Annotated in this window: 22 protein-coding genes; 14 read left to right on the forward strand and 8 right to left on the reverse strand. The window is 63.6% G+C overall.

From position 1 onward, the window contains the following. The first annotated feature begins 56 nt into the window (after positions 1–56). Positions 57–398, forward strand: coding sequence for an ATPase (locus EJ076_RS14755; RefSeq protein ID WP_126068373.1), 342 nt, complete (start codon positions 57–59; stop codon positions 396–398). A gap of 84 nt (positions 399–482) precedes the next feature. Here the strand turns inward: EJ076_RS14755 and EJ076_RS14760 are convergent, their stop codons facing one another. Together EJ076_RS14760 and EJ076_RS14765 are read right to left on the reverse strand one after the other, a co-directional pair. After that, complete coding sequence (locus EJ076_RS14760) at positions 483–872, reverse strand: hypothetical protein (protein WP_109662176.1); 390 nt, start codon at positions 870–872, stop codon at positions 483–485. A 178-nt stretch (positions 873–1050) separates the two neighbouring features. Next, entirely contained in the window at positions 1051–1554 is a 504-nt protein-coding gene (locus EJ076_RS14765) for a hypothetical protein (protein ID WP_126068374.1), read from the reverse strand. Between the two features lie 193 nt (positions 1555–1747). Here EJ076_RS14765 and EJ076_RS14770 point away from each other — a divergent pair, with 193 nt between their 5' ends. The 3 genes from EJ076_RS14770 to EJ076_RS14780 all read left to right on the forward strand — a co-directional run bounded on the left by EJ076_RS14770 (position 1748) and on the right by EJ076_RS14780 (position 4912). Beyond that, on the forward strand, positions 1748–2722 hold the full coding sequence (locus tag EJ076_RS14770) for an L-threonylcarbamoyladenylate synthase (protein WP_126068375.1): 975 nt from the start codon (positions 1748–1750) through the stop codon (positions 2720–2722). A 10-nt stretch (positions 2723–2732) separates the two neighbouring features. After that, positions 2733–4160 (forward strand): FAD-binding oxidoreductase, encoded by a 1428-nt coding sequence (locus EJ076_RS14775; RefSeq protein WP_126068376.1) that lies wholly within the window; start codon positions 2733–2735, stop codon positions 4158–4160. Positions 4161–4345: 185 nt separating this feature from the next. Beyond that, positions 4346–4912, forward strand: a complete 567-nt coding sequence (locus EJ076_RS14780) for a DUF6101 family protein (protein WP_126068377.1) — start codon at positions 4346–4348, stop codon at positions 4910–4912. Positions 4913–4952: 40 nt separating this feature from the next. Here EJ076_RS14780 and ubiA read toward each other — a convergent pair whose 3' ends face one another. Together ubiA and EJ076_RS14790 are read right to left on the reverse strand one after the other, a co-directional pair. Next, entirely contained in the window at positions 4953–5936 is a 984-nt protein-coding gene (gene ubiA / locus EJ076_RS14785; RefSeq protein WP_164548848.1) for a 4-hydroxybenzoate octaprenyltransferase, read from the reverse strand. 68 nt (positions 5937–6004) lie between these two features. Then, positions 6005–6916 carry a LysR family transcriptional regulator gene (locus EJ076_RS14790; RefSeq protein ID WP_126068379.1) on the reverse strand — a complete coding sequence of 304 codons (912 nt, stop codon included), beginning with the start codon at positions 6914–6916 and terminating at the stop codon, positions 6005–6007. An 89-nt stretch (positions 6917–7005) separates the two neighbouring features. On the opposite strand from EJ076_RS14790, the gene EJ076_RS14795 reads away from it, so the two are divergent. After that, positions 7006–7827 carry a phytanoyl-CoA dioxygenase family protein gene (locus EJ076_RS14795; RefSeq protein ID WP_126068380.1) on the forward strand — a complete coding sequence of 274 codons (822 nt, stop codon included), beginning with the start codon at positions 7006–7008 and terminating at the stop codon, positions 7825–7827. Between the two features lie 158 nt (positions 7828–7985). Next, positions 7986–9263 carry a phosphoribosylamine--glycine ligase gene (purD, locus tag EJ076_RS14800; protein WP_126068381.1) on the forward strand — a complete coding sequence of 426 codons (1278 nt, stop codon included), beginning with the start codon at positions 7986–7988 and terminating at the stop codon, positions 9261–9263. A gap of 14 nt (positions 9264–9277) precedes the next feature. On the opposite strand, the gene EJ076_RS14805 is transcribed toward purD, so the two are convergent. After that, a complete protein-coding gene (locus EJ076_RS14805) occupies positions 9278–10387 on the reverse strand; it encodes a glycoside hydrolase family 25 protein (protein WP_126071059.1) in 1110 nt (369 codons plus the stop codon). A gap of 156 nt (positions 10388–10543) precedes the next feature. After that, a complete protein-coding gene (locus EJ076_RS14810; protein ID WP_126071060.1) occupies positions 10544–10762 on the reverse strand; it encodes a hypothetical protein in 219 nt (72 codons plus the stop codon). A gap of 215 nt (positions 10763–10977) precedes the next feature. Here EJ076_RS14810 and EJ076_RS14815 point away from each other — a divergent pair, with 215 nt between their 5' ends. Further along, positions 10978–12747, forward strand: a complete 1770-nt coding sequence (locus tag EJ076_RS14815) for an acyl-CoA dehydrogenase (protein ID WP_126068382.1) — start codon at positions 10978–10980, stop codon at positions 12745–12747. Positions 12748–12766: 19 nt separating this feature from the next. After that, entirely contained in the window at positions 12767–13519 is a 753-nt protein-coding gene (locus tag EJ076_RS14820) for a crotonase/enoyl-CoA hydratase family protein (protein ID WP_126068383.1), read from the forward strand. Between the two features lie 9 nt (positions 13520–13528). Here EJ076_RS14820 and pdxH read toward each other — a convergent pair whose 3' ends face one another. Further along, entirely contained in the window at positions 13529–14146 is a 618-nt protein-coding gene (gene pdxH, locus EJ076_RS14825; protein WP_109662205.1) for a pyridoxamine 5'-phosphate oxidase, read from the reverse strand. A gap of 41 nt (positions 14147–14187) precedes the next feature. On the opposite strand from pdxH, the gene EJ076_RS14830 reads away from it, so the two are divergent. The 4 genes from EJ076_RS14830 (at position 14188) to EJ076_RS14845 (ending at position 17392) form a co-directional block, all read left to right on the forward strand. Beyond that, positions 14188–14649, forward strand: coding sequence for an RT0821/Lpp0805 family surface protein (locus EJ076_RS14830; RefSeq protein WP_126068384.1), 462 nt, complete (start codon positions 14188–14190; stop codon positions 14647–14649). 255 nt (positions 14650–14904) lie between these two features. After that, complete coding sequence (locus EJ076_RS14835) at positions 14905–15834, forward strand: J domain-containing protein (RefSeq protein WP_126068385.1); 930 nt, start codon at positions 14905–14907, stop codon at positions 15832–15834. A 106-nt stretch (positions 15835–15940) separates the two neighbouring features. Further along, positions 15941–16759 (forward strand): enoyl-ACP reductase FabI, encoded by an 819-nt coding sequence (gene fabI, locus EJ076_RS14840; protein WP_109662211.1) that lies wholly within the window; start codon positions 15941–15943, stop codon positions 16757–16759. Between the two features lie 45 nt (positions 16760–16804). Continuing rightward, entirely contained in the window at positions 16805–17392 is a 588-nt protein-coding gene (locus tag EJ076_RS14845) for a histidine phosphatase family protein (protein WP_109662213.1), read from the forward strand. A 76-nt stretch (positions 17393–17468) separates the two neighbouring features. Here the strand turns inward: EJ076_RS14845 and EJ076_RS14850 are convergent, their stop codons facing one another. Next, positions 17469–17729: a DUF1344 domain-containing protein gene (locus EJ076_RS14850; RefSeq protein ID WP_109662215.1), complete on the reverse strand. Its 261-nt coding sequence runs from the start codon at positions 17727–17729 to the stop codon at positions 17469–17471. 178 nt (positions 17730–17907) lie between these two features. Here EJ076_RS14850 and aroC point away from each other — a divergent pair, with 178 nt between their 5' ends. Together aroC and ribB are read left to right on the forward strand one after the other, a co-directional pair. Then, positions 17908–19017 (forward strand): chorismate synthase, encoded by a 1110-nt coding sequence (gene aroC, locus EJ076_RS14855; protein ID WP_109662217.1) that lies wholly within the window; start codon positions 17908–17910, stop codon positions 19015–19017. Between the two features lie 108 nt (positions 19018–19125). Then, positions 19126–20226: a 3,4-dihydroxy-2-butanone-4-phosphate synthase gene (gene ribB / locus EJ076_RS14860; protein ID WP_109662220.1), complete on the forward strand. Its 1101-nt coding sequence runs from the start codon at positions 19126–19128 to the stop codon at positions 20224–20226. The last annotated feature ends 52 nt before the right edge of the window (positions 20227–20278 follow it).

The raw sequence follows: 20278 nt of genomic DNA on the forward strand, positions 1-20278 counted from the left end.
GACGATGATCTCTCCGTGGCAAAAGGGACATGTTCCCCAACCCCACGGAGGCTTCCATGAATTCCGATCACGACATCGAAGTGACTGAAGAAACCCCGGCTCCCGCCGAGGCGCTTGAATCCGCTTCCGAAACCATCCTCGATCATGCCGCTGCCGCCGCGGTCGAAGCCGCTGACCTGTCGGATGACGACGAAGACGGCGACGATGAAGAAGGCGAAGAGTCCGACGACGCCGAAGCTGCCACGCTCTCGGATGACGACGAAGATGAAGAAGACGAAGATGAGGACGAAGACGACGCCGAGGACAGCGTGAAGGCTGAAGGCGACGACGAAAAGTCCGAAGAAGAAGCTGAAGACGGCGAGTCCGAAGAGGACGACGACAAGGAAGAAGCAGCCTGATTTTTTCAGCTGCCGGTTCTATCGATGGCAGGGCGGCGCTGACGCGCCGCCCTTTTCTGTCAGTCGTCCCGGATGCTGACCCGGTCAGTTCTCAAGAATGCTGACGCGCACGCTGTTTTCGTAGACGTCGACCTGGATCAGCGGTTCGCCATTGACGATGGCGCGCTTGGTCGAGGAACTCATCGCGCCGCCACGCTCCAGCATGCGTTGCAGATCGGCGCGCTGGTCGTTGGTCCTGAACCAGCCATCGCCCTCATCGTCGCTGTCGCGGCGGTGGAATTTGTGCCAGTTGGCGCGGTCCTGCCGCACCATCTGAGCGGCATTGTCCAGCGCATAGCCGTCACTCGCCTGATGATCGCGATCGGAAATGCGCGCGACATAGGATCCCAGCATATCGTCGGCATGAGCCGCGACGACGCCAAGCAGTGACGCCAGCAGAAGGCCTGCCGCGGTTACGATTCCAGATTTTCTCATGATTACCCCCCTTTACCCCTAGCGATAATATCCCGTCTGCCAGGGCCGCTTGCCGAACTCAGGCGATGGCGTCCCGCGGCTGACATAAACTGAAACGGCGTTTGCCTGGCAATGGTGCGCCGGGCGCCAGACCGCCGTCAAGTCACGCCATCAATGTCAGGCTGTCTTTGAGCCGGGGCTACTTGGTGTAGCCGTTCGGAGGCATCCGCTGACCTGCTGCCGGCGCCGGGGCGCTCGGCGGGGCGGGTTGGTTCTCGGCGTTCCCTGAGGGGGCTGCGGAGGCGGTGGCCGTTGCCGGCGCAGTGCCTGCCGCCGGCGCGGTGCCTGTGGCCGGCGCGGCACCTGTCGCTGGCGCGGCGGTTGGCGCCGGTGCTGGGAAGTCGGGACCGGTAACGCCGCCACGAATGACCATCGGGCCTGGCTGGAAGCCATGCCTGGCCTCTGGCTTGTCCGGTATGGCCGCCACTTTTTCATAGGTGACGTCGGGCTCTGCTGCGCCAAGTGCCAGCACCGACGGCGCATGCTTGGGTTTCGCTGCTTCGGCGGTTTTAGGCTGGTCGGGGATACCGACCCTGACAATCGACGGTGTCGAGGACGGCGCACTGGGAAAAACCAGCGACGATGCCTGAGCCCCACCGCTCGCCACAGCCAGAACGATCCCCATCAGTATGCGCACGGACACTGATATAGCTCCCCTTTTGCCCAGAAGCTGCTCAATAGCAGGCCGTGATTGACGTGGGCTTTCGCCGAAACGTAGCATTTTAGGAATTGATAAATCACCAATGCCCGTGTTGCCACAGTCGCCTTGCCCAACAGCCGGCTTGCCCAACGGCCGCCATCGTACTACGCACCCCGGCATCTGTGAGGTGACGAGAGTGGCTGAAATACTTGCCGTCGGCGAGGCGCTGGAGCGGGCGCTGGCGCTGCTCAGGGGTGGCGATGTCGTCGCCATCCCGACGGAAACCGTCTACGGGCTTGCCGGCGACGCCACCAACGGCATCGGTGTGGCGCGCATCTTTGAAGCCAAGGGGCGGCCGCGCTTCAACCCGCTGATCGCCCATGTCGCCGACATGGCGATGGCCGAGCGCCTCGCGCTGTTCGATCCGCTGTCGAAGAAACTGGCGCTGGCATTCTGGCCCGGTCCGCTGACGCTGGTGCTGCCGCAACGGCCCGGCAACAGCATCCATCCGCTGGTCACGGCCGGGCTCGATACGATTGCCATGCGCATGCCGAGGGGCTTTGGCGGCGACCTGATCGCCAGGCTCGGCCGCCCGCTTGCAGCACCCAGCGCCAATTCATCCGGCAAGATCAGTGCAACGACCGCGCAAGCGGTGGCGGCCGATCTCGGTGCGCGGATCAAGCTGGTGGTCGATGGCGGCGCGACCCCCGTCGGGCTGGAGTCGACCATCGTCAAGGCCGAGGGGGACACAATGCGGCTGCTGAGGCCCGGCGGCATTGCCGCCGAGGAGATCGAGGCGGCCATCGGCATGGAATTGTTGCGCGGCGGTGCAGCCGGCGTCGAGGCGCCCGGCATGCTTGCCTCGCACTATGCGCCGGGCGCCGCGATGCGGCTCAACGCCGGGACGATCGGCGAGGGCGAGGCCCTGCTCGGCTTCGGCGGCCAGCGGGCGGAAGGCTGGCGCCGCGCCGCTGCTTTTCTCAATTTATCCGAGACCGGGGACCTGCGCGAAGCGGCGAGCAATCTGTTCGCCTACATGCAGGAACTCGACCGCAGCGGTGCGCCGACCATCGCCGTCGAGCCGGTTCCTTTTGATGGTCTCGGAGAGGCGATCAACGATCGTCTCTCGCGTGCCGCCGCCCCTCGTGACAACACGCAAGCCTCAACATAGTTTTCCCCCCATGACCGAAATTTCAGACAAACTCGACCCTGCTCTCATCGATCGCTTCGCGGCGATCGTCGGCGACAAATATGCACTGCGCGACGAGCAGGACATCGCGCCTTACCTCATTGAGCGGCGTGGGCTCTGGCATGGCGCGACATCGCTGGTGCTGCGGCCGGGCAGCGTCGACGAGGTCAGCCGGATCATGCGGCTGGCGACCGAGACGGGAACGCCGATCGTGCCGCAAAGCGGTAACACCGGGCTGGTCGGCGCCCAAGTGCCAGACACCTCCGGGCGCGAGATCATCCTGTCGCTGTCGCGGCTCAACCGCATTCGCGAGATCGATGTCCTGTCCAACACGGTGACGGCCGAGGCCGGTGTCATCCTGCAGACGCTGCAGGAGGCGGCGGACGCCGCCGACCGGCTGTTTCCGCTGTCGCTGGCCGCGCAAGGCTCCTGCCAGATCGGCGGCAACCTGTCGTCCAATGCCGGCGGCACCGGCGTGCTTGCCTACGGCAATGCGCGCGAACTCTGCCTCGGTGTCGAGGTGGTGCTGCCGACCGGCGAGGTGTTCGACGATCTGCGCAAGCTGAAGAAGGACAACACCGGCTACGATTTGAAAAACCTGTTCGTCGGCGCCGAAGGCACGCTCGGCGTCATCACCGCCGCCGTGCTCAAGCTGTTTCCGAAGCCGAAGGGGCGCGAGGTCGCATTCGTCGGCCTGTCGTCGCCTGAGGCCGCGCTTTCCCTGTTCAGCCTGGCCATGGACCGCGCCGGGGCCGCGCTGACCGCCTTCGAACTGATCGGCAAGCGGCCATATGATTTCACGCTGGCGCATGCACAGGGCGTGGTGCGGCCCTTGGTCGACGACTGGCCGTGGTATGTGCTGATGCAGATTTCGTCCGGCCGTTCATCGGAGGATTCGCGAGCGTTGATCGAGGACGTGCTCTCGGCCGGCCTCGAACATGAATTCGTCGGCGACGCCGTCATCGCCGCAAGCCTCGGGCAGGGGGATGCCTTCTGGAATTTCCGCGAGCTGCTGCCCGAGGCGCAAAAGCCGGAGGGTGCCTCGATCAGCACGACATCGGTGCCTGTGGCAATGATCCCGCGCTTCATCGCAGAGGCCGCCGGCGCCGTGGCGTCGGTGAGTGCCGGCGCCCGCGTGGTCTGCTTCGGCCATATGGGCGACGGCAACCTCCACTATAACATCTCGCGGCCCGTCGATGGCGATGACGAGGGATTTCTCGCCCTCTATCATCCCATGAACAAGGCGGTGCACGACGTCGTGCGCAGCCTGCACGGTTCGATCTCGGCAGAGCATGGTATCGGCCAGTTGAAGCGCGACGAACTGATTGCCACCGCGCCGCCGATGGCGATCGATCTGATGCGAAGGGTAAAGGCGGCCTTCGACCCGGCCGGCATCATGAATCCGGGTAAGGTTATCTGATCCTTTCGACATCTTGTGGTTGGTGGGATTCCGATAACCATCCCTAAGATCAGCAAAATTTAACCGACTTTCTTAAGCGGGGCGGTAAGGAGCCCGCGCTACTGTCTCCATACAAACGAGGCTGGAAAAACCGGCCCGGAGAGAACCGGACACCGGCTCTCAGGAGACAGACAGGAAGGCACTCTATGAACACCGGACTGAAGCCAGTCTGGGCGGGACGCAACATGCGTCTCGACCCATTTCGCCTGCCGCAAGTGGTGAGCTACGCGACACGCGACGACTACGGCGATGTGACCTTTACCATCGACCAGCGTGGCGCCGTGATCCGCCGCCTGCTCGAGATGAGCGGCCTGCCGGCGATCATCGTTCTGCCCGCCAATGCGTTCCGCGGCGTTGCCGCCCGCGCCATGGAGGACCCTGACGGCAATGTCACGGTGACCCTGGAACTCCTGCACAACGACCCGATGCTGTCGGTGCCGTTGCTGGTCGCCGACGATCTCGACGATGTCGCCGCCGACTGGCGCGCGTGGGCCGACGCCTACCGTCTGCCGATGCTGCTGATCGAATCGGACGGCGTCGCCCGCACTCTGGAAGAATCGCTCGGCGCCGCCATCAAGACGCTGCCGCCGCAGGATCGCCGCAAGGGCCGTGTGTCCAACACCCGACGCCCGCGTTTTCTCGCTCGCCGCAGGGCCGGCGACCTCGGTCTCAGGCTGGTCATCGACGGCCAGGAGATCATCTCGCGCGAGTGAGCATGATCCCGAGAGGGAACATGCAGGAAAAGCGAAGCCGCTAAACCAGCGGCTTCAGTGCTACCCACACAGCGCCGCCGATCAGGCCCAGGAAGATCAGCCAGCCGACCTGGTTGTTCGATCTGAATAGACGCAGGCATTGGTCCGGGTTGTCGATATCCAACACGGCAATTTGCCTGGCCATATGGGCGCCGGCAGCGATCAGTCCTGCCAGTGCCACCACCGGAGCCTGCGCCGACGCGAAGGCGATGGCAAAACAGATCAGCGCGCCACCATAGAGCCCTGCCAGCCACGATTTGGTGTTGTCGCCGAACAGGCGTGCCGTCGAGCGCACGCCGACAATGGCGTCGTCTTCCTTGTCCTGATGCGCGTAGATCGTGTCGTAGCCGATCACCCACAGGATCGAGCCGATATAGAGCATGATTGCAGGTCCATCGAGATCGCCGAACTCGACCGCCCATCCCATCAGCGCGCCCCAGGAAAAGGCAAGGCCAAGCACCAGTTGCGGCCAGTTGGTTATCCGCTTCATGAACGGATAGATGGCTATGATCGCCAGCGAGCAGATGCCGAGCAGCATGGCGAAGCTGTTGAACTGGATGAGCACCACGAGGCCGACCAGGGCCTGCAGGGCAATAAAAAACCATGCCCGCCGGCGCGTGGCCTTGCCGGACGGCAGCGGCCGCGAGCGCGTGCGCTCGACCTGATTGTCGATGTCCTCGTCGACGAGGTCGTTGTAGGTGCAGCCTGCGCCGCGCATGGCGATGGCGCCGGCCAGGAACAGCACGAGATACCAGGGCGCCGGCAGCAGCGAGAGCAGCGGGTCGCCGGGACGCGGATAGGCGCTCGCCGCAAGGGCAGCCGACCACCAGCAGGGCCACAGCAGCAACTGCCAGCCGATCGGCCTGTCCCACCGGGCGAGCTGCGCATAGGGCCATACCGAGCGCGGCAGCACGCGATAGACCCAGTGGCCGTTCGGCGCATCGGCGACACGGCCCTGGGCCGCTTTCGATTGGATAGGTTCCATGTCCATGGAGTGGCAGCAGCGGCGGAAACCGTCAAGCGGCAAGAGGAGAAGCGGCGACCGTCAGCCTTTCACGAGGCAAAGATGTCGCGGGTGGCGAACCAACCCTTGGCCACGTCGATGAAGGACAGTGCCGCATTCGACACACGCTGATGCGTGTCGTAGGTGAGCAAGATCCGCTGCATGGGCAGCGGATCCGACAGGGGCTTGCAGATGAGCGGCAGGCCGTCATAGCTGCGGTCACCGTGCGGGCGGGTATAGCTGACCGCGACGCCGAAACCGTTGGCGACCATGCTGCGCTGCAGTTCGAACGAGCTTGTCGTCGTATCAGCCACTGGCGACAGGCCGCGGCCGCGGAACAGGTCGAGCATGTGCTGCCAGCTGTGCGGCTGGTCCGTGGTGATCAGTGGATAGGCGGCCAGATCGGCAAGGCTGACCGTTGGCCGGTCCGCCAGGGCATGGCCTGCCGGCAACAGCGCATGCGGGCGAAGTTCGCGCAGCAGGATGCGAGCGAAATGCGTCGGCAGGCTGAGATCATAGGTGAGGCCGAGATCGATGGCCGCGTCGCCGAGCCGCCGCCCAAGCGTCTCGAACGTCTCGTCGCGAACGACGACCTTGACGGCTGGATAGCGTTCGGAGAAGGCGCGCAGCAGCGCCGGCGCGAAGAACGGTGCCAGGTCCTCGAAGCATCCCAACACCAGCTCTCCGCTGACAGCCGATTTACTTGAGCCCAGGTCGATGAGTTCGTCCGTTTCGGTGAGAACCTGCCTTGCCTTGGCCACGACGGCGCGGCCGAACGATGTCGGCGACACGCCGCTTCCCCGCTGGCGGACGAACAGCTTCTGGCCAAAATTCTTTTCGACGGCGTCGATGGCCACCGAAATCGACGGCTGCGAAACGTTCAGCACCTTCGCCGCCCCGGTGACGCTGCCGTGACGCGCCACGGCGACAAGATAACGCAATTGGGTGAGGGTCACATTCATAGGGCCGTCCTATGTACCAAATGGAAAGTTATTATTTTACTGAATGAAAGAGGGTTGCGATAGTCGGTTCATTCCAAGAGGAGAACGCCATGGGTTCCCAAGCTGCCACCCACACCCCCGACGCCTCCGCCATCGATGCGGGCGTGATTGCCGACTATCAGCGTGACGGTGCTGTCTGCATTCGCGGCGCCTTCAAGGGCTGGGTCGACACGATTGCCGCCGGCATCGAACGCAACATTCAGAACCGCAGCGCCACCGCATCCGACATCGCCAACGGTCGCGGCAGTTTCTTCGACGACTACTGCAACTGGGAGCGCATTCCCGAATTCGTCAGCGTGGTGCGGGACTCGCCCGCCGCCGAACTGGCGGCGGCGGTGATGCAGTCGCGCACCGCGCAGTTCTTCCACGATCATGTGCTGGTCAAGGAACCCGGCACGCAAAAGCCGACGCCCTGGCATCAGGACATTCCGTATTACTTCGTCGATGGCCAGCAGACCGTGAGCTTCTGGATACCCATCGACCCGGTGAAGGAAGCGACGCTGCGGCTGATCGCTGGTTCGCACAAATGGGACAAGATGATCCTGCCGGTGCGCTGGCTCGACGACAGCAATTTCTATGCCGGCGAGGGCGACTATCTGCCGGTGCCCGATCCCGACAACGATCCGTCGCTGAAAGTGCTCGAATGGGAAATGGAGCCGGGCGACGCCATTCTGTTCGACTTCAGGACCGCGCATGGCGCGCGTGGCAACCTGACCGCGGCGCGACGCCGGGCGCTGTCGCTGCGCTGGGTCGGTGACGATGCCCGCTATGTCGAGCGGCCGGGGCGTACCTCACCGCCCTATCACGGCCATGGCATGCAGCCGGGCGAGAGGCTGCGCGAGGACTGGTTTCCAGTGGTCTACCAGGGCTGAGCGGGAGCCAGAAAATGGGCGCCGGTATTCGGCGCCCATTTTCGGCCGGGGATAACGTTCCCGTGCGCAATTCGGCTCAAAACGCCCTGATGTCTTGACCCATCGTCCAGAGAGCAATAGCGGGTGCTCTAAGGGATAGTCGGCATCAAGAGGTGGCCATGAACGTTCTTCTTCTCGGCTCCGGCGGCCGCGAACATGCGCTCGCCTGGAAGATCGCCGCATCGCCGCTGCTGACCAGGCTCTATGCCGCTCCCGGCAATCCTGGCATCGGCAGCGAAGCGGAACTGGTGAAATTGGATATAGCCGACCATGCCGCTGTAGCCGCGTTCTGCCGGGAGAAAGAAATCGACCTCGTCGTCGTCGGCCCGGAAGGGCCGCTGGTCGCCGGCATTGCCGACGATCTGCGAGCGCAGGACATCCGCGTTTTCGGACCCTCAAAGGCTGCGGCACAGCTGGAGGGTTCGAAAGGTTTCACCAAGGATCTCTGCGCCCGCTCCAACATCCCGACCGCCGCCTATGGCCGGTTCAGTGATCTGGCCTCCGCCAAAGCCTATCTCGAAAAGACCGGCGCGCCGATTGTCATCAAGGCCGATGGCCTCGCCGCTGGCAAGGGCGTGACCGTCGCCATGACACTGGACGAGGCGCGGGCAGCACTTGATGCCTGTTTCGACGGTTCCTTCGGCGCGGCCGGCGCGGAAGTTGTGGTCGAGGAGTTCATGACCGGCGAGGAGGCGAGTTTCTTCTGCCTCTGCGACGGCACCACCGCGCTGCCCTTCGGCACCGCGCAGGACCACAAGCGGGTCGGCGATGGCGACACCGGCCCCAACACCGGCGGCATGGGCGCCTATTCGCCGGCCCCGGTGATGACGCCGGAACTGGTCGAGCGCACCATGCGCGAGATCATCGAGCCAACCATGCGCGGCATGGCGGAACTTGGCGCGCCTTTCTCCGGCGTGCTGTTCGCCGGGCTGATGATCACGGACAAAGGCCCGAAGCTGATCGAATACAACACCCGTTTCGGCGACCCGGAATGCCAGGTGCTGGTGATGCGGCTGAAGGACGATCTGCTGGTCCTGCTCAACGCCGCCGTGGACGGTCAGCTGGCGCACACTTCCATACGCTGGCGCGACGAGGCCGCACTGACCGTGGTGATGGCGGCGAGGGGCTATCCCGGCACGCCGGAAAAAGGCTCCGTGATCCGTGGCGTCGAGCAGGCGGCGAGCGATGGCGTCCAGATCTTCCACGCCGGCACCGCCATCAATGGCGGCGCGCTGGTCGCCAATGGCGGCCGCGTCCTCAACGTCACGGCATCAGGCGCCACGGTCGGCGAGGCGCAGGCGCGGGCCTATGCCGCGCTCGACCTCATCGACTGGCCGGACGGGTTCTGCCGCCGTGACATCGGCTGGCAGGCCGTGGCACGCGAACAGGGAAACTGAAGTTCCGTATTGGCTTACCGCAAACCGCGATCGATCTCGGTCGAAGCGGTGCTGAGCGGATCGGCGGCGGCAAAGGCGGCGTCGAGTTGCGCGGGCGAACGCTGCTCGGTCCGCTTCCAGGCGACATATTGGACAATGCCGAAGCCCGGCCGTCGCGGCACCGTCTTCACCACTGGCATGCGGAAGCCGTCGCGGAAACGCGACCAGCGTGTGCCCAGCGCTGCAACCATCTCCTCGAAAGTCGGCGGTGCGGCCACAGACGCGTAGGTGATGGTGACATTGCCGGCGAGGCCGGCCTCGCGTGAGACCGGCAGCGGTATCGAGGCGAGATAGTCGGGCGGCACATCGATGAGCCCACCGAACGGCCATTGCGCTCGCAGTGTGGCGGCGTCTGTCGGCGCGACATTCACGTCGATGTCGTTAGGCGTGCCGGCAACCCTGTAAGGGCAGCGGAAACGGCCGCAATTGGCTTGCGCCGAAAACTGCCACAGTGCGTAGCCTTGCCAGTTGCCCATCGGAAAATGCACGTCGATGTCGGACTTGTAGCGCGCATACCAGAGCGGCAACCGCGACAGGAGCCGGTATCGGTAGCTGTTGTCGGCAATGTACTGGGCCGTCTTGCCGTTGGTGTAGAGCACCGGGAAACGTCCGATACGCCGATGCACCTGGCGCACGAACTCCTCGGCATCGTCGAGCGACATCCATTGCGAGGGATCATTGCCTTCGATGTCGAGAGCCATGAGATCGTCCGGTGCGGGCTCGGCGAAATCGAGGAAATTATTGGCCTGCTCGACCGGATTGCCGGGACGGGCAAGGTGATAGGCTCCCCATTTCATTCCGAGCGCCTTGGCAACCACCCGGCGCGTCTGGAACAGTTCGCGCGTCACCGCATGGCGTTTCCATAGCGCCTTGCAGAGCTTCACCTCAGTGTCGTCACCCAAACAGAAATAGGGCGGCGGCATGCCGTCGGACGCCTTGTTGATGAAGCCGACGACCCGCTTGTCGGTGGCGAGCTGGTCCCAGTCGATGGAATTGTATTCATAGGCATCGACGATGAGGGCGCGGTCAGCGTTCTTCCACGGCTCGGAAAAATCCGAGGCCTTTGCCGCCGTCGACAGCGCCATCGTCGCCGCGAGTGCGAGAAGCGCTGTGCGGCGAAGGAGCCGCGCCGTCCTTTTCAAACAGGGAATCCCCGTTGATCAAAGGTAGATGCTGAACCGCTATGGTTAAGGATTTGCTTTCGGGGGCCGGCGTCAGGAAAGCTGGCGTCGCATCAGCGGCTAGAATTCAAACGGGTCCGGCGCAGGCTCCTGCCGCAGCGTGCCTTCGGCGGCGCGTTTACGGTGGTGGGCGAGGGAGCATTGCGGTGAACACAATATGCCGCGATCCGACCAGTAGGCGGCACCGTGTTCCAGTCTGCCCTCATGGTAGCAGAACCCTTCCGCTCGATAGGGCAGGCCGCATTCGATGCAGCGATAGGTGTCGGGTCTGGCAAGCATGGCACGGGTTCCGGTCTGCTGGTTCTGATCTGTCACCGGTTGATTTGATCCGGCGTCGATTGAATTTAATACGTGCCGCCGCGATTGCAAAATCCGCGTGACAAAATTTGACGTTTACGTAAAAAGAAGATGGGAGACCCCAAAAGGGCGGATGGTTTTGCAGCGGCACTAACTCTAGGGTTGGCAGGGCCGATGCATCAGGAGGAGTGAGCGGCATGTATCGGGCACCGGTCGAGGATATCGCGTTCACGCTCAAGCACGTGGCCGGCATGAAGTCGGCGCTTGATGCCGGCAGGTTCGGCGATCTAGGTGAGGATCTGGTCGATGCCGTTCTGGGCGAGGCCGGCCGCTTCGCCACCGAAGAGGTCGCACCGCTCTACAAGATCGGCGATCAGCAAGGTGCTGTGCTGAAGGACGCCGCCGTCACCACACCGCCCGGCTGGAAGGAACTCTATCGCCGCTGGATCGACGGCGGCTGGAACGCGCTGTCCGGGCCTGAAGCCTATGGCGGCCAGGCGCTGCCGACCATGCTCGGCGTTGCCGCGCTCGAAATGTGGAACTCCGCCGCCATGGCCTTCGGCATCGGCCCGACGCTGACCATGGGCGCGGTCGAAGCGCTCGACAAACACGCCTCCGAAAACCTCAAGGCGAAATATCTCGAAAAGCTCGTGTCGGGCGAATGGATGGGCACGATGAACCTGACCGAGCCGCAGGCCGGTTCGGACCTCGCCGCCTTGCGCGCCCGCGCCGAGCCGGCCGGTGACGGCAGCTACCGCATCTTCGGCCAGAAAATCTTCATCACCTATGGCGAGCACGATTTTACCGACAACATCATCCATCTGGTTCTGGCGCGACTGCCCGATGCACCTGTCGGCACGCGCGGCATCTCGCTGTTCCTGGTGCCGAAATTCCTGGTCGGCGACGATGGCTCGCTGGGGGCGCGCAACGACGTCTTCTGTTCCGGCCTCGAGCACAAGCTCGGCATCCATGCCTCACCGACCTGCACCATGATCTATGGCGATGGTTTCCAGGGCGCCAAGCCGGGCGCCGTCGGCTGGCTGATCGGCGAGGAGAACAAGGGCCTCGCCTGCATGTTCACGATGATGAACAATGCGCGGCTTTGTGTCGGCATGCAGGGGGTCGCGGTCGCCGAGGCCGCGACGCAGAAGGCAATCGCCTATGCCAATGAGCGCCGGCAAGGCAAGGCGGCAAGCTACGCTGGTGCCGGCATGGCGCCCATCGTCCATCACCCCGACGTGCAGCGCAATCTCCTGACCATGAAGGCGCTGACGCAGATCGCGCGGGCGATCAGCTATTCTTGTGCCCACGCCATCGACCTGGCGCGCGTCTCGGACGGCGATGAGGCGGCGCACTGGCGCGACCGTGCCAATCTGCTGACGCCGCTGGCCAAGGCTTTCTCGACCGACGTCGGTGTCGACGTTGCTTCGCTCGGGGTCCAGGTGCATGGCGGCATGGGCTTTATCGAAGAGACGGGCGCGGCCGCCTTCTATCGCGACGCGCGCATCGCGCCGATCTACGAAGGCACCAACGGCATCCAGGCGGTCGATCTGGTGATGCGCAAGCTGCCGCTCGGCGGCGGCGACCATGTGCATGGCTATATCGCCGAACTTGCTGTGGTCGCCAATGCCGTACGGACATCGAATCTCGAGGGTTTCGGCCGTACTGCCGATGCTCTCGACGCAGTGTTTGGCGATCTGACGCAAGCGACCCGTTTCCTGCAGAAACTGGCGGCCGACGGCCGGCCGGACGAGGCGCTGGCGGGTGCGACGCCCTATCTCAGGCTGATCTCGCTTGCCGCCGGCGGCGCCTATCTGGCGCAGGGCGCGCTTGCCGATCACAACCGCATCGCGCTTTGCCGCTTCTTCGCCGAAAACCTGCTCGGCGAGGTCAGTGCCTTGAAGGAGCGCGTTGTCGATGGCGCCGAGAGTCTTGCCGTTGCCGGCAAAACGCTGATTTCAGCCTGACGTTCACAAGGAAAAGACCGTGACAGACCACATCCTCGTCGAGCGCCAGGGCGCCATCCAGATCATCCGTATGAACCGGCCGGACAAGAAGAACGCGCTGACGCGCGCCATGTATGCGAAAATGTCGGCTGCTCTTGCCGAAGGTGACGCCGATCCTGCGATCCGCGTCCATGTGTTCCTTGGTGTGTCCGGCGCCTTCTCCTCCGGCAACGACCTTGCCGATTTCATGGTTGTCGCCACCGGCGGCGATGGCGGCACCGAGGTCTGGGATTTCCTGATGGCGCTGGCCAGGGTCGAAAAACCCATCGTGTCCGGCGTCGATGGCATCGCGGTCGGCATCGGCACGACGCTCAACCTGCATTGCGACCTGACTTTCGCCACGCAGCGCACCGTCTTCAGGACGCCGTTCGTCGATCTCGGCCTGGTGCCCGAGGCGGGATCGAGCCTTCTGGCGCCGCGGATCCTGGGACAGCAAGCTGCTTTCGCGCTGCTCGGTCTCGGCGAGGGCTTATCGGCCGAGCGCGCGAAGGCTGCCGGCTTGATCTACGAGGTGGTCGAGGAAGCAGCGCTTGAAGCCTCGGTCTTGGCGGCTGCCGGCCAGATCGCGGCCAAGCCGCCGCAAGCGCTGAAGATCGCCCGCGACCTGATGCGCGGCTCGCGCGACGACCTCGTCGCCCGCATCGGCGAGGAAAGCGAGCATTTCCGTGAGCGGCTGAAATCCGATGAGGCGCGCGCAGCACTCACGGCGTTCATGACGAGAAAAAAGGCCTGAGCCTTTCCTTCAGGGATAAAGCCTCGTCTTGTCCCAGCCGCCTTTCGCATCGCGGGAAAAGACGACACGGTCATGCAGCCGGAACGGCCTGTCGTGCCAGAATTCGATCGTCTGCGGCACGATGCGGAAGCCCGACCAGTGCTTTGGCCGCGGGATCTCGCCGATCGCGTGGCGTGCGGTGTATTCGGCCACCGCCTTTTCCAGCGCAAAGCGGCTTTCCAGCGGGCGCGACTGTTTCGAGGCCCAGGCGCCGATGCGGCTGCCGCGCGGCCGCGTCGCATAGTAGGCATCGGCTTCGGCGTCGCTGACGATCTCCACCGGGCCGCGAATGCGCACTTGCCGGCGCAGCGATTTCCAATGGAAGCACATCGCCGCCTTCATGCTGCCAAGAATCTCCTGGCCCTTGGCGCTCTCGAAATTCGTGTAGAAGACAAACCCGCCTTCATCGAAGCCCTTGAGCAACACCATACGCACATCCGGCATGCCGTCGGCATCGACGGTCGCCAGCGCCACGCCGTTGGGGTCGTTCGGCTCGCTTTTCGTGGCGTCGTCCAGCCATGCGGCAAAGAGACGAAACGGCTCGGCTGCCTCGGTAAAGTCACTGCTTGTTAACTCTGTGTCACTCATAGTTTTTCTCAAATTGTCACGGGAGCAGGGGAGGTTGCCGATTGTCGCGTATCGCGCAAGCTTTTGACAGCAGGCAATGGGGCGTTATCGCTTCGGCCAGCACGAAAGCCGTGATCGTGGCAGTCGCCTTGCCGCTTGCCGCCTGCGGCGCCGGTGGCTTCAGCCTGGAAAAGGCCGAAGTCGACCGCTCGATCCTGACCAGCAGCACATCGGTCTCGGCGACACCGGCCAGTTCGGATCGCGACTCCGACCAGACGACGATCGGCAACGCCGTGTCCTCGGTCGACATCGAGCAACTCGGCGGACAGGCCGTGCCGTGGGCCAATGCCGGTACGGGGTCACGCGGCTCCATCACCGGGCTGGCGGAATTGAAGGACAACGGCCAGACATGCCGTCGCTTCAAGGCCTCGCGCGAAAGCTTTGATGGCGTTGCCATGTTCGAAGGCGAGCTGTGCTTGGCCAGCGCCGGCGGCTGGCGCATGCAGGACTTCAAGGCGCTCTGAGCCTGATCCGAAAGTCGATCGGGTCGGCTCGGCGGGTCCTTTCGCCGCCGGGTACGTCGCCAACCTTGCCGACATCCCGGCTGCGATCGGCTTCTTCCGGCTCGACAAAAATCCCTCACCAATCCTCAGCCGCCGACTTTCGGATCAGGCGCTGATTTTCCGCCTTTGATATGCTGCTCCAGCACTGGAATTTCTTCCTATGCGAGCGCATATAGGAGGCAACCAGAGACTCAACTCTTCTCCAGGGCAGTAAGCATGCGCGACCCCTATGAGGTGCTGGGCGTTGCCAAGAACGCATCGGCCAAGGACATAAAATCGGCATACCGGAAACTCGCCAAGAAGCATCATCCGGACCAAAATCCGAATGATCCCAAGGCGAAGGACCGTTTTGCCGCGGCCAACCAGGCCTACGAGATCGTCGGCGACGAGAAGAATCGTGCCGCTTTCGATCGCGGCGAGATCGACGCCGACGGCAAGCCGCGATTCCAGGGCTTTGAGGGCGCAGCCGGTGGCGGCGATCCCTTCGGCGGGTTCCGCCGGCAGCAAGGTCCGGGCGGTTCGCGATTCGAATTCCGCTCAGGGCGTCCCGGCGGCGATCCGTTCGACGGCAACAGCGACATCTTCAGCCAGATTTTCGGCGATGCCTTTTCGGGCGCGCGCGGGCCAGGCGCGGGCGACCGCCGCCAGCCGGCGACATCAGCCGATCTGAACGTGACGCTCGACGTCACCATCGAGGAAGCGGCGACCGCCGAAAAGGTGACGGCGATGTTCCCCGACGGTCGCAAGGTGGCGGTCAAGCTGCCGGCCTATGTCGAGGATGGCCAGACCATCCGGCTGAAGGGTCAAGGCGAGCAAGGGCCGGGCCAGCCGGGCGACGCGCTGGTCAAGATCCATCTTCGCCGCCATCCGCGCTACCGCATCGAGGGCCGCGACCTGCACGCCGATCTGCCGGTGGCGCTGGCGGATGCGGTGCTCGGCGCCAAGGTGCCGGTCGATACGCCGACCGGCAGGCTTGCAGTCAACATTCCGGCCTGGTCGAGCTCGGACAAGGTCCTGCGGCTGAAGGGCAGGGGCCTGCCAGAAAAGGCCGGCGGCCACGGCGATCTCTACGCCCATGTGCGGATCATGCTGCCGGAAGGCGGCGATAGCGCGCTCGAAGCGCTGTTGCGCGGCCAAAAAGACTGATCGACGGCTTTTGTCCCCCGAACTGTCCGGTTTGAACGCTTGAAGGGGCTCTGTGCCTGTGCGATAGGGCACTCCACAAAGCAGAAATCTTGCGGAGAGCGCTCACATGGCGGGTGGACAGGGCCTAATGGCCGGCAAGCGCGGCCTTATTCTTGGCGTCGCCAACAACAGATCGATCGCCTATGGCATCGCCAAGTCGTGCGTCGACCATGGTGCCGAGATCGCGCTGACCTATCAGGGCGAGGCGTTCAAGAAGCGCGTCGAGCCGCTGGCGGCGGAACTGGGCGCCTTTGTTGCCGGCCATTGCGACGTCACCGACCCGGCGAGCCTGGACGAGGTTTTCGCCAATGTCGCCAGCCACTGGGGCAAGCTTGATTTCCTCGTCCACGCCATTGCCTTCTCCGACAAGGACGAGCTGACCGGCCGTTATGTCGAGACGACGCGCGACAATTTCCTGCGCACCATGGACATTTCGGTCTATTCCTTCACCACCATTGCCAAGCGGGCCGAGGCGCTGATGACCAATGGCGGCTCGTTGCTGACGCTGACCTATTACGGCGCCGAAAAGGTGATGCCGCACTACAACGTCATGGGTGTCGCCAAGGCGGCGCTCGAGGCCAGCGTGCGCTATCTGGCGGTCGACCTCGGCGCCAAGAAGATCCGCGTCAACGCCATCTCGGCTGGCCCGATCAAGACGCTGGCCGCTTCCGGCATCGGCGATTTCCGCTACATCCTGAAGTGGAACGAGTACAATTCGCCGCTGAAGCAGACGGTGACGCAGGAGGAAGTCGGCGATTCCGGCGTCTATTTCCTGTCCGACCTGTCGCGCGGCGTCACCGGTGAAGTGCATCACGTCGATTCGGGCTACCACGTCGTCGGCATGAAGGCGGTCGATGCGCCCGATATTTCGACGGTCAAGGACTAGCACCCGCCAACCGTCGTCCGTCCCGATCCCGCACCGGAAGACCTGATGTACCCGCTGGTTTATATCGCGCGCCACGGCCAGACCGCGTGGAACGCCGAATTCCGGCTTCAGGGGCAGGCCGACACCGATCTCAACGCTCTCGGCCGCGAACAGGCGTCCGGAAACGGGCTTCGGCTGGCCGAGCTGGTCCACAATCCCTGGGAATTCGACTTCGTCGCCAGCCCGATGAAACGGACGCGCGAAACGATGCAGCGCATTCGCGTCGCCATGAAGCTCGATCCGGGTGCCTATCGAACCGATCCGCGCCTCGTTGAAGTCAATTTCGGCGATTGGCAGGGATTTACCTTCCCCGAACTCGAGACACGGTATCCCGGAGCAAGCAGGACGCGAGCGCTGGACAAATGGAACTTTCAGCCGCCTGGTGAAGGCGCGGAGAGTTACCAGATGCTGCTCGAACGGGTGAGGCCATGCTTCGACGCGATCGAACGCCAGACCATCTGCGTGACCCATGGCGGCGTCATGCGCACCTTGTTTCGCTTCGTTCTGGGATTGGCTGAGGACGAGGCAGCGAACCTGGAAATCCCGCAGGATCGCCTGCTCAAGCTTGACGGCAAAAGTCTGGAGTGGCTTTAGACCGTAAAGACCATTGGTCAGTGCCGCTCAGCGAAAACTGAACGGCAAACACTGCATTCAATTGAGGTTGGAAGCTCTAATTGGCTGAGCTGTCCGGCAGTTCCATGTCGGTGACGACGTTTTCGCCATTGGTCACATCGTAGGCGATGACGATGTCCATGCCCGGCTTCAGCGCGTCGAGATCGGTCTCGGCGTTCAGCTTGTAGGACTTGCCGTCATCCAGCGTCAGCGTCGCCGTGTCCTTGTCGATCTTCTTGATCAGGCCTTCGGTCTGGCCGGCGAAAGCGGCGGTGGAAAGCAGCAGTGTGGCGGCAACGGCGCCAATCAGGGTACGCATAATCGTTCCTCTTTATCATTGCACCGGCATGGCGGCGGGCGTTCAACGGCGGATGGAGCAGAGCAGAAACCAACCGAATGTGTCAAAACTAAATCCGCCAGATCACAGTTTGACCCCTGTGAAAAACGCCAATAGAAGGCAACCTTGAGCCGGCTCCGCTGCCGGGCAGGGTCATTTCATGTCTCACAACACGTTCGGCCACCTTTTCCGCGTCACCACCTGGGGCGAAAGCCATGGCCCGTCGCTTGGCTGCGTGGTCGACGGCTGTCCGCCCGGCATCCGCTTTACTCAGCGAGACATCCAGGCTGAGCTCGACAAGCGCCGGCCGGGACAGTCACGTTTCGTGACGCAGCGTCGCGAACCTGACGAGGTCAAGATCCTGTCCGGTTTTATCCTCGATGAGGATGGCGAGACGATGATCACCACCGGCACGCCGGTGTCGATGCTGATCGAGAATGTCGACCAGCGCTCGAAGGATTATGGCGAGATCGCCCGCCAATACCGGCCCGGCCATGCCGATTACACCTATGACGTCAAATACGGCGTCCGCGATTATCGCGGCGGCGGCCGCTCCTCGGCTCGCGAGACGGCAGCTAGAGTGGCAGCCGGTGCCCTGGCGCGCAAGGTGGTGCCCGGCGTTGTGGTGCGCGGCGCGCTGGTGTCGATGGGCGAAAAATCCATCGACCGCGCCAACTGGAACTGGAATTTCATCGGCGACGCGGAAAATCCGTTCTTCACCCCCGATCCGGCTTCCGTTCCCGTCTTCACGCAGTATCTCGACGGCATCCGCAAGGCGGGATCCTCGGTCGGTGCGGTGATCGAAATCGTCGCCGACGGTGTTCCAGCCGGTCTCGGCGCACCGATATATGCCAAGCTCGACCAGGACATCGCGTCGGGCCTGATGTCGATCAATGCCGTCAAGGGCGTCGAGATCGGCAACGGCTTCGAGGCCGCCCGCATCACCGGCGAGCAGAATGCCGACGAGATGCGCATGGGCAATGACGGCAAGCCGGTGTTCCTGTCCAACAATGCCGGCGGCATCCTGGGCGGCATCTCGACCGGCCAGGCAATCGTCGCCCGTTTCGCCGTCAAGCCGACCTCGTCGATCCTGACGCCGCGAAAGTCGATCGACAAGGACGGCAAGGACGTCGAGATCATGACCAAGGGCCGCCACGACCCATGCGTCGGCATCCGCGCCGTGCCGATCGGCGAAGCGATGGTTGCCTGCGCGATTGCTGATCACTATCTGCGTCATAGGGGGCAAACAGGAAAGGGAGTAGGGCAGTAAGGCAGTAAGGCGGTATGTTACACCGTCCGCCGAAACAGCCAAATCTTCCTTTTCCCTACTGCCTTACTGCCCTATTCCCCTACTGCCCTGCGAGCGAAGCGAGCGTTCATGCCTTACGACCAGAAGAAAATCGTCGAAGCCCTGCGCGCTTTCGAACGCGGCGAGATCGTCGTCGTCATGGATGATGACGGGCGCGAGAACGAGGGCGACCTGATCGTCGCTGCCGTCCACTGCACGCCTGAAAAGATGGCGTTCATCGTTCGCCACACCTCCGGCATCGTCTGCACGCCGATGCCGCGCGAGGAGGCCAAGCGGCTGAACCTTGCGCCGATGGTCGCCGACAACGACTCCGCGCATACCACCGCCTTCACCGTTAGCGTCGATTTCAAGCATGGCACCACCACCGGCATTTCGGCCGAGGACCGCACGCTGACCGTTCGCAATCTTGCCAACGGCAATGTCGGCGGTTCGGATTTCGTCCGGCCTGGCCACATCTTCCCGCTGATTGCGCGCGAGGGCGGCGTGCTGATGCGCTCTGGCCATACCGAGGCCGCGGTCGATTTGTGCAAGCTCGCCGGCCTGCCGCCGGTCGGCGTCATTTCCGAGCTGGTCAACGACGACGGCACGGTCAAGCGCGGTCCGCAGGTGCAGGCTTTCGCCGAAGAGCATGGCCTGAAGCAGGTTTCTGTGGCCGACCTCATCGCCTACCGGCAACGCAAGGAAACGCTGGTCGAGCGCGTCGCCTGCTCCGAAATCGACACGCTCGGCGGCAAGGCGCAGGTCTTCACCTACACGCTGCCCTGGGACTCCATGCATCACGTCGCCATCGTCTTCGGCGACATTCGCGACGGCGAGGACGTGCCGGTGCGTCTGCATTCCGAGGATGTGGTGACCGATGTCTTTGGCACCAGCCACCGGCTCGACGGCATCATGAAGTCGATGGGCGAGCGCAGGCGCGGCGTCATCGTCTATCTCAGAGAAGGCTCCGTCGGCGTCGCCCATCAGGAGCGCAAACGGCCGGCGAGCGGCGACCGCGAGGATCACGAAGAGGCCCGCCGCCGCGAAAACGAGTGGCGCGAGATCGGGCTCGGCGCGCAGATCCTCAAGGATCTCGGCATCTCCTCGATCAATCTGATCGCCTCGCGCGAACGCCACTATGTCGGCCTGGAAGGTTTTGGCATCCATATCGCCAAGACCGAGATTCTATAGGGCATGTCGATATTCAGGTAAGGCCAGCCTGACCTGGGCCTCAACATACCCT

Source organism: Mesorhizobium sp. M7D.F.Ca.US.005.01.1.1, assembly GCF_003952545.1.
Classification (GTDB): domain Bacteria; phylum Pseudomonadota; class Alphaproteobacteria; order Rhizobiales; family Rhizobiaceae; genus Mesorhizobium; species Mesorhizobium loti.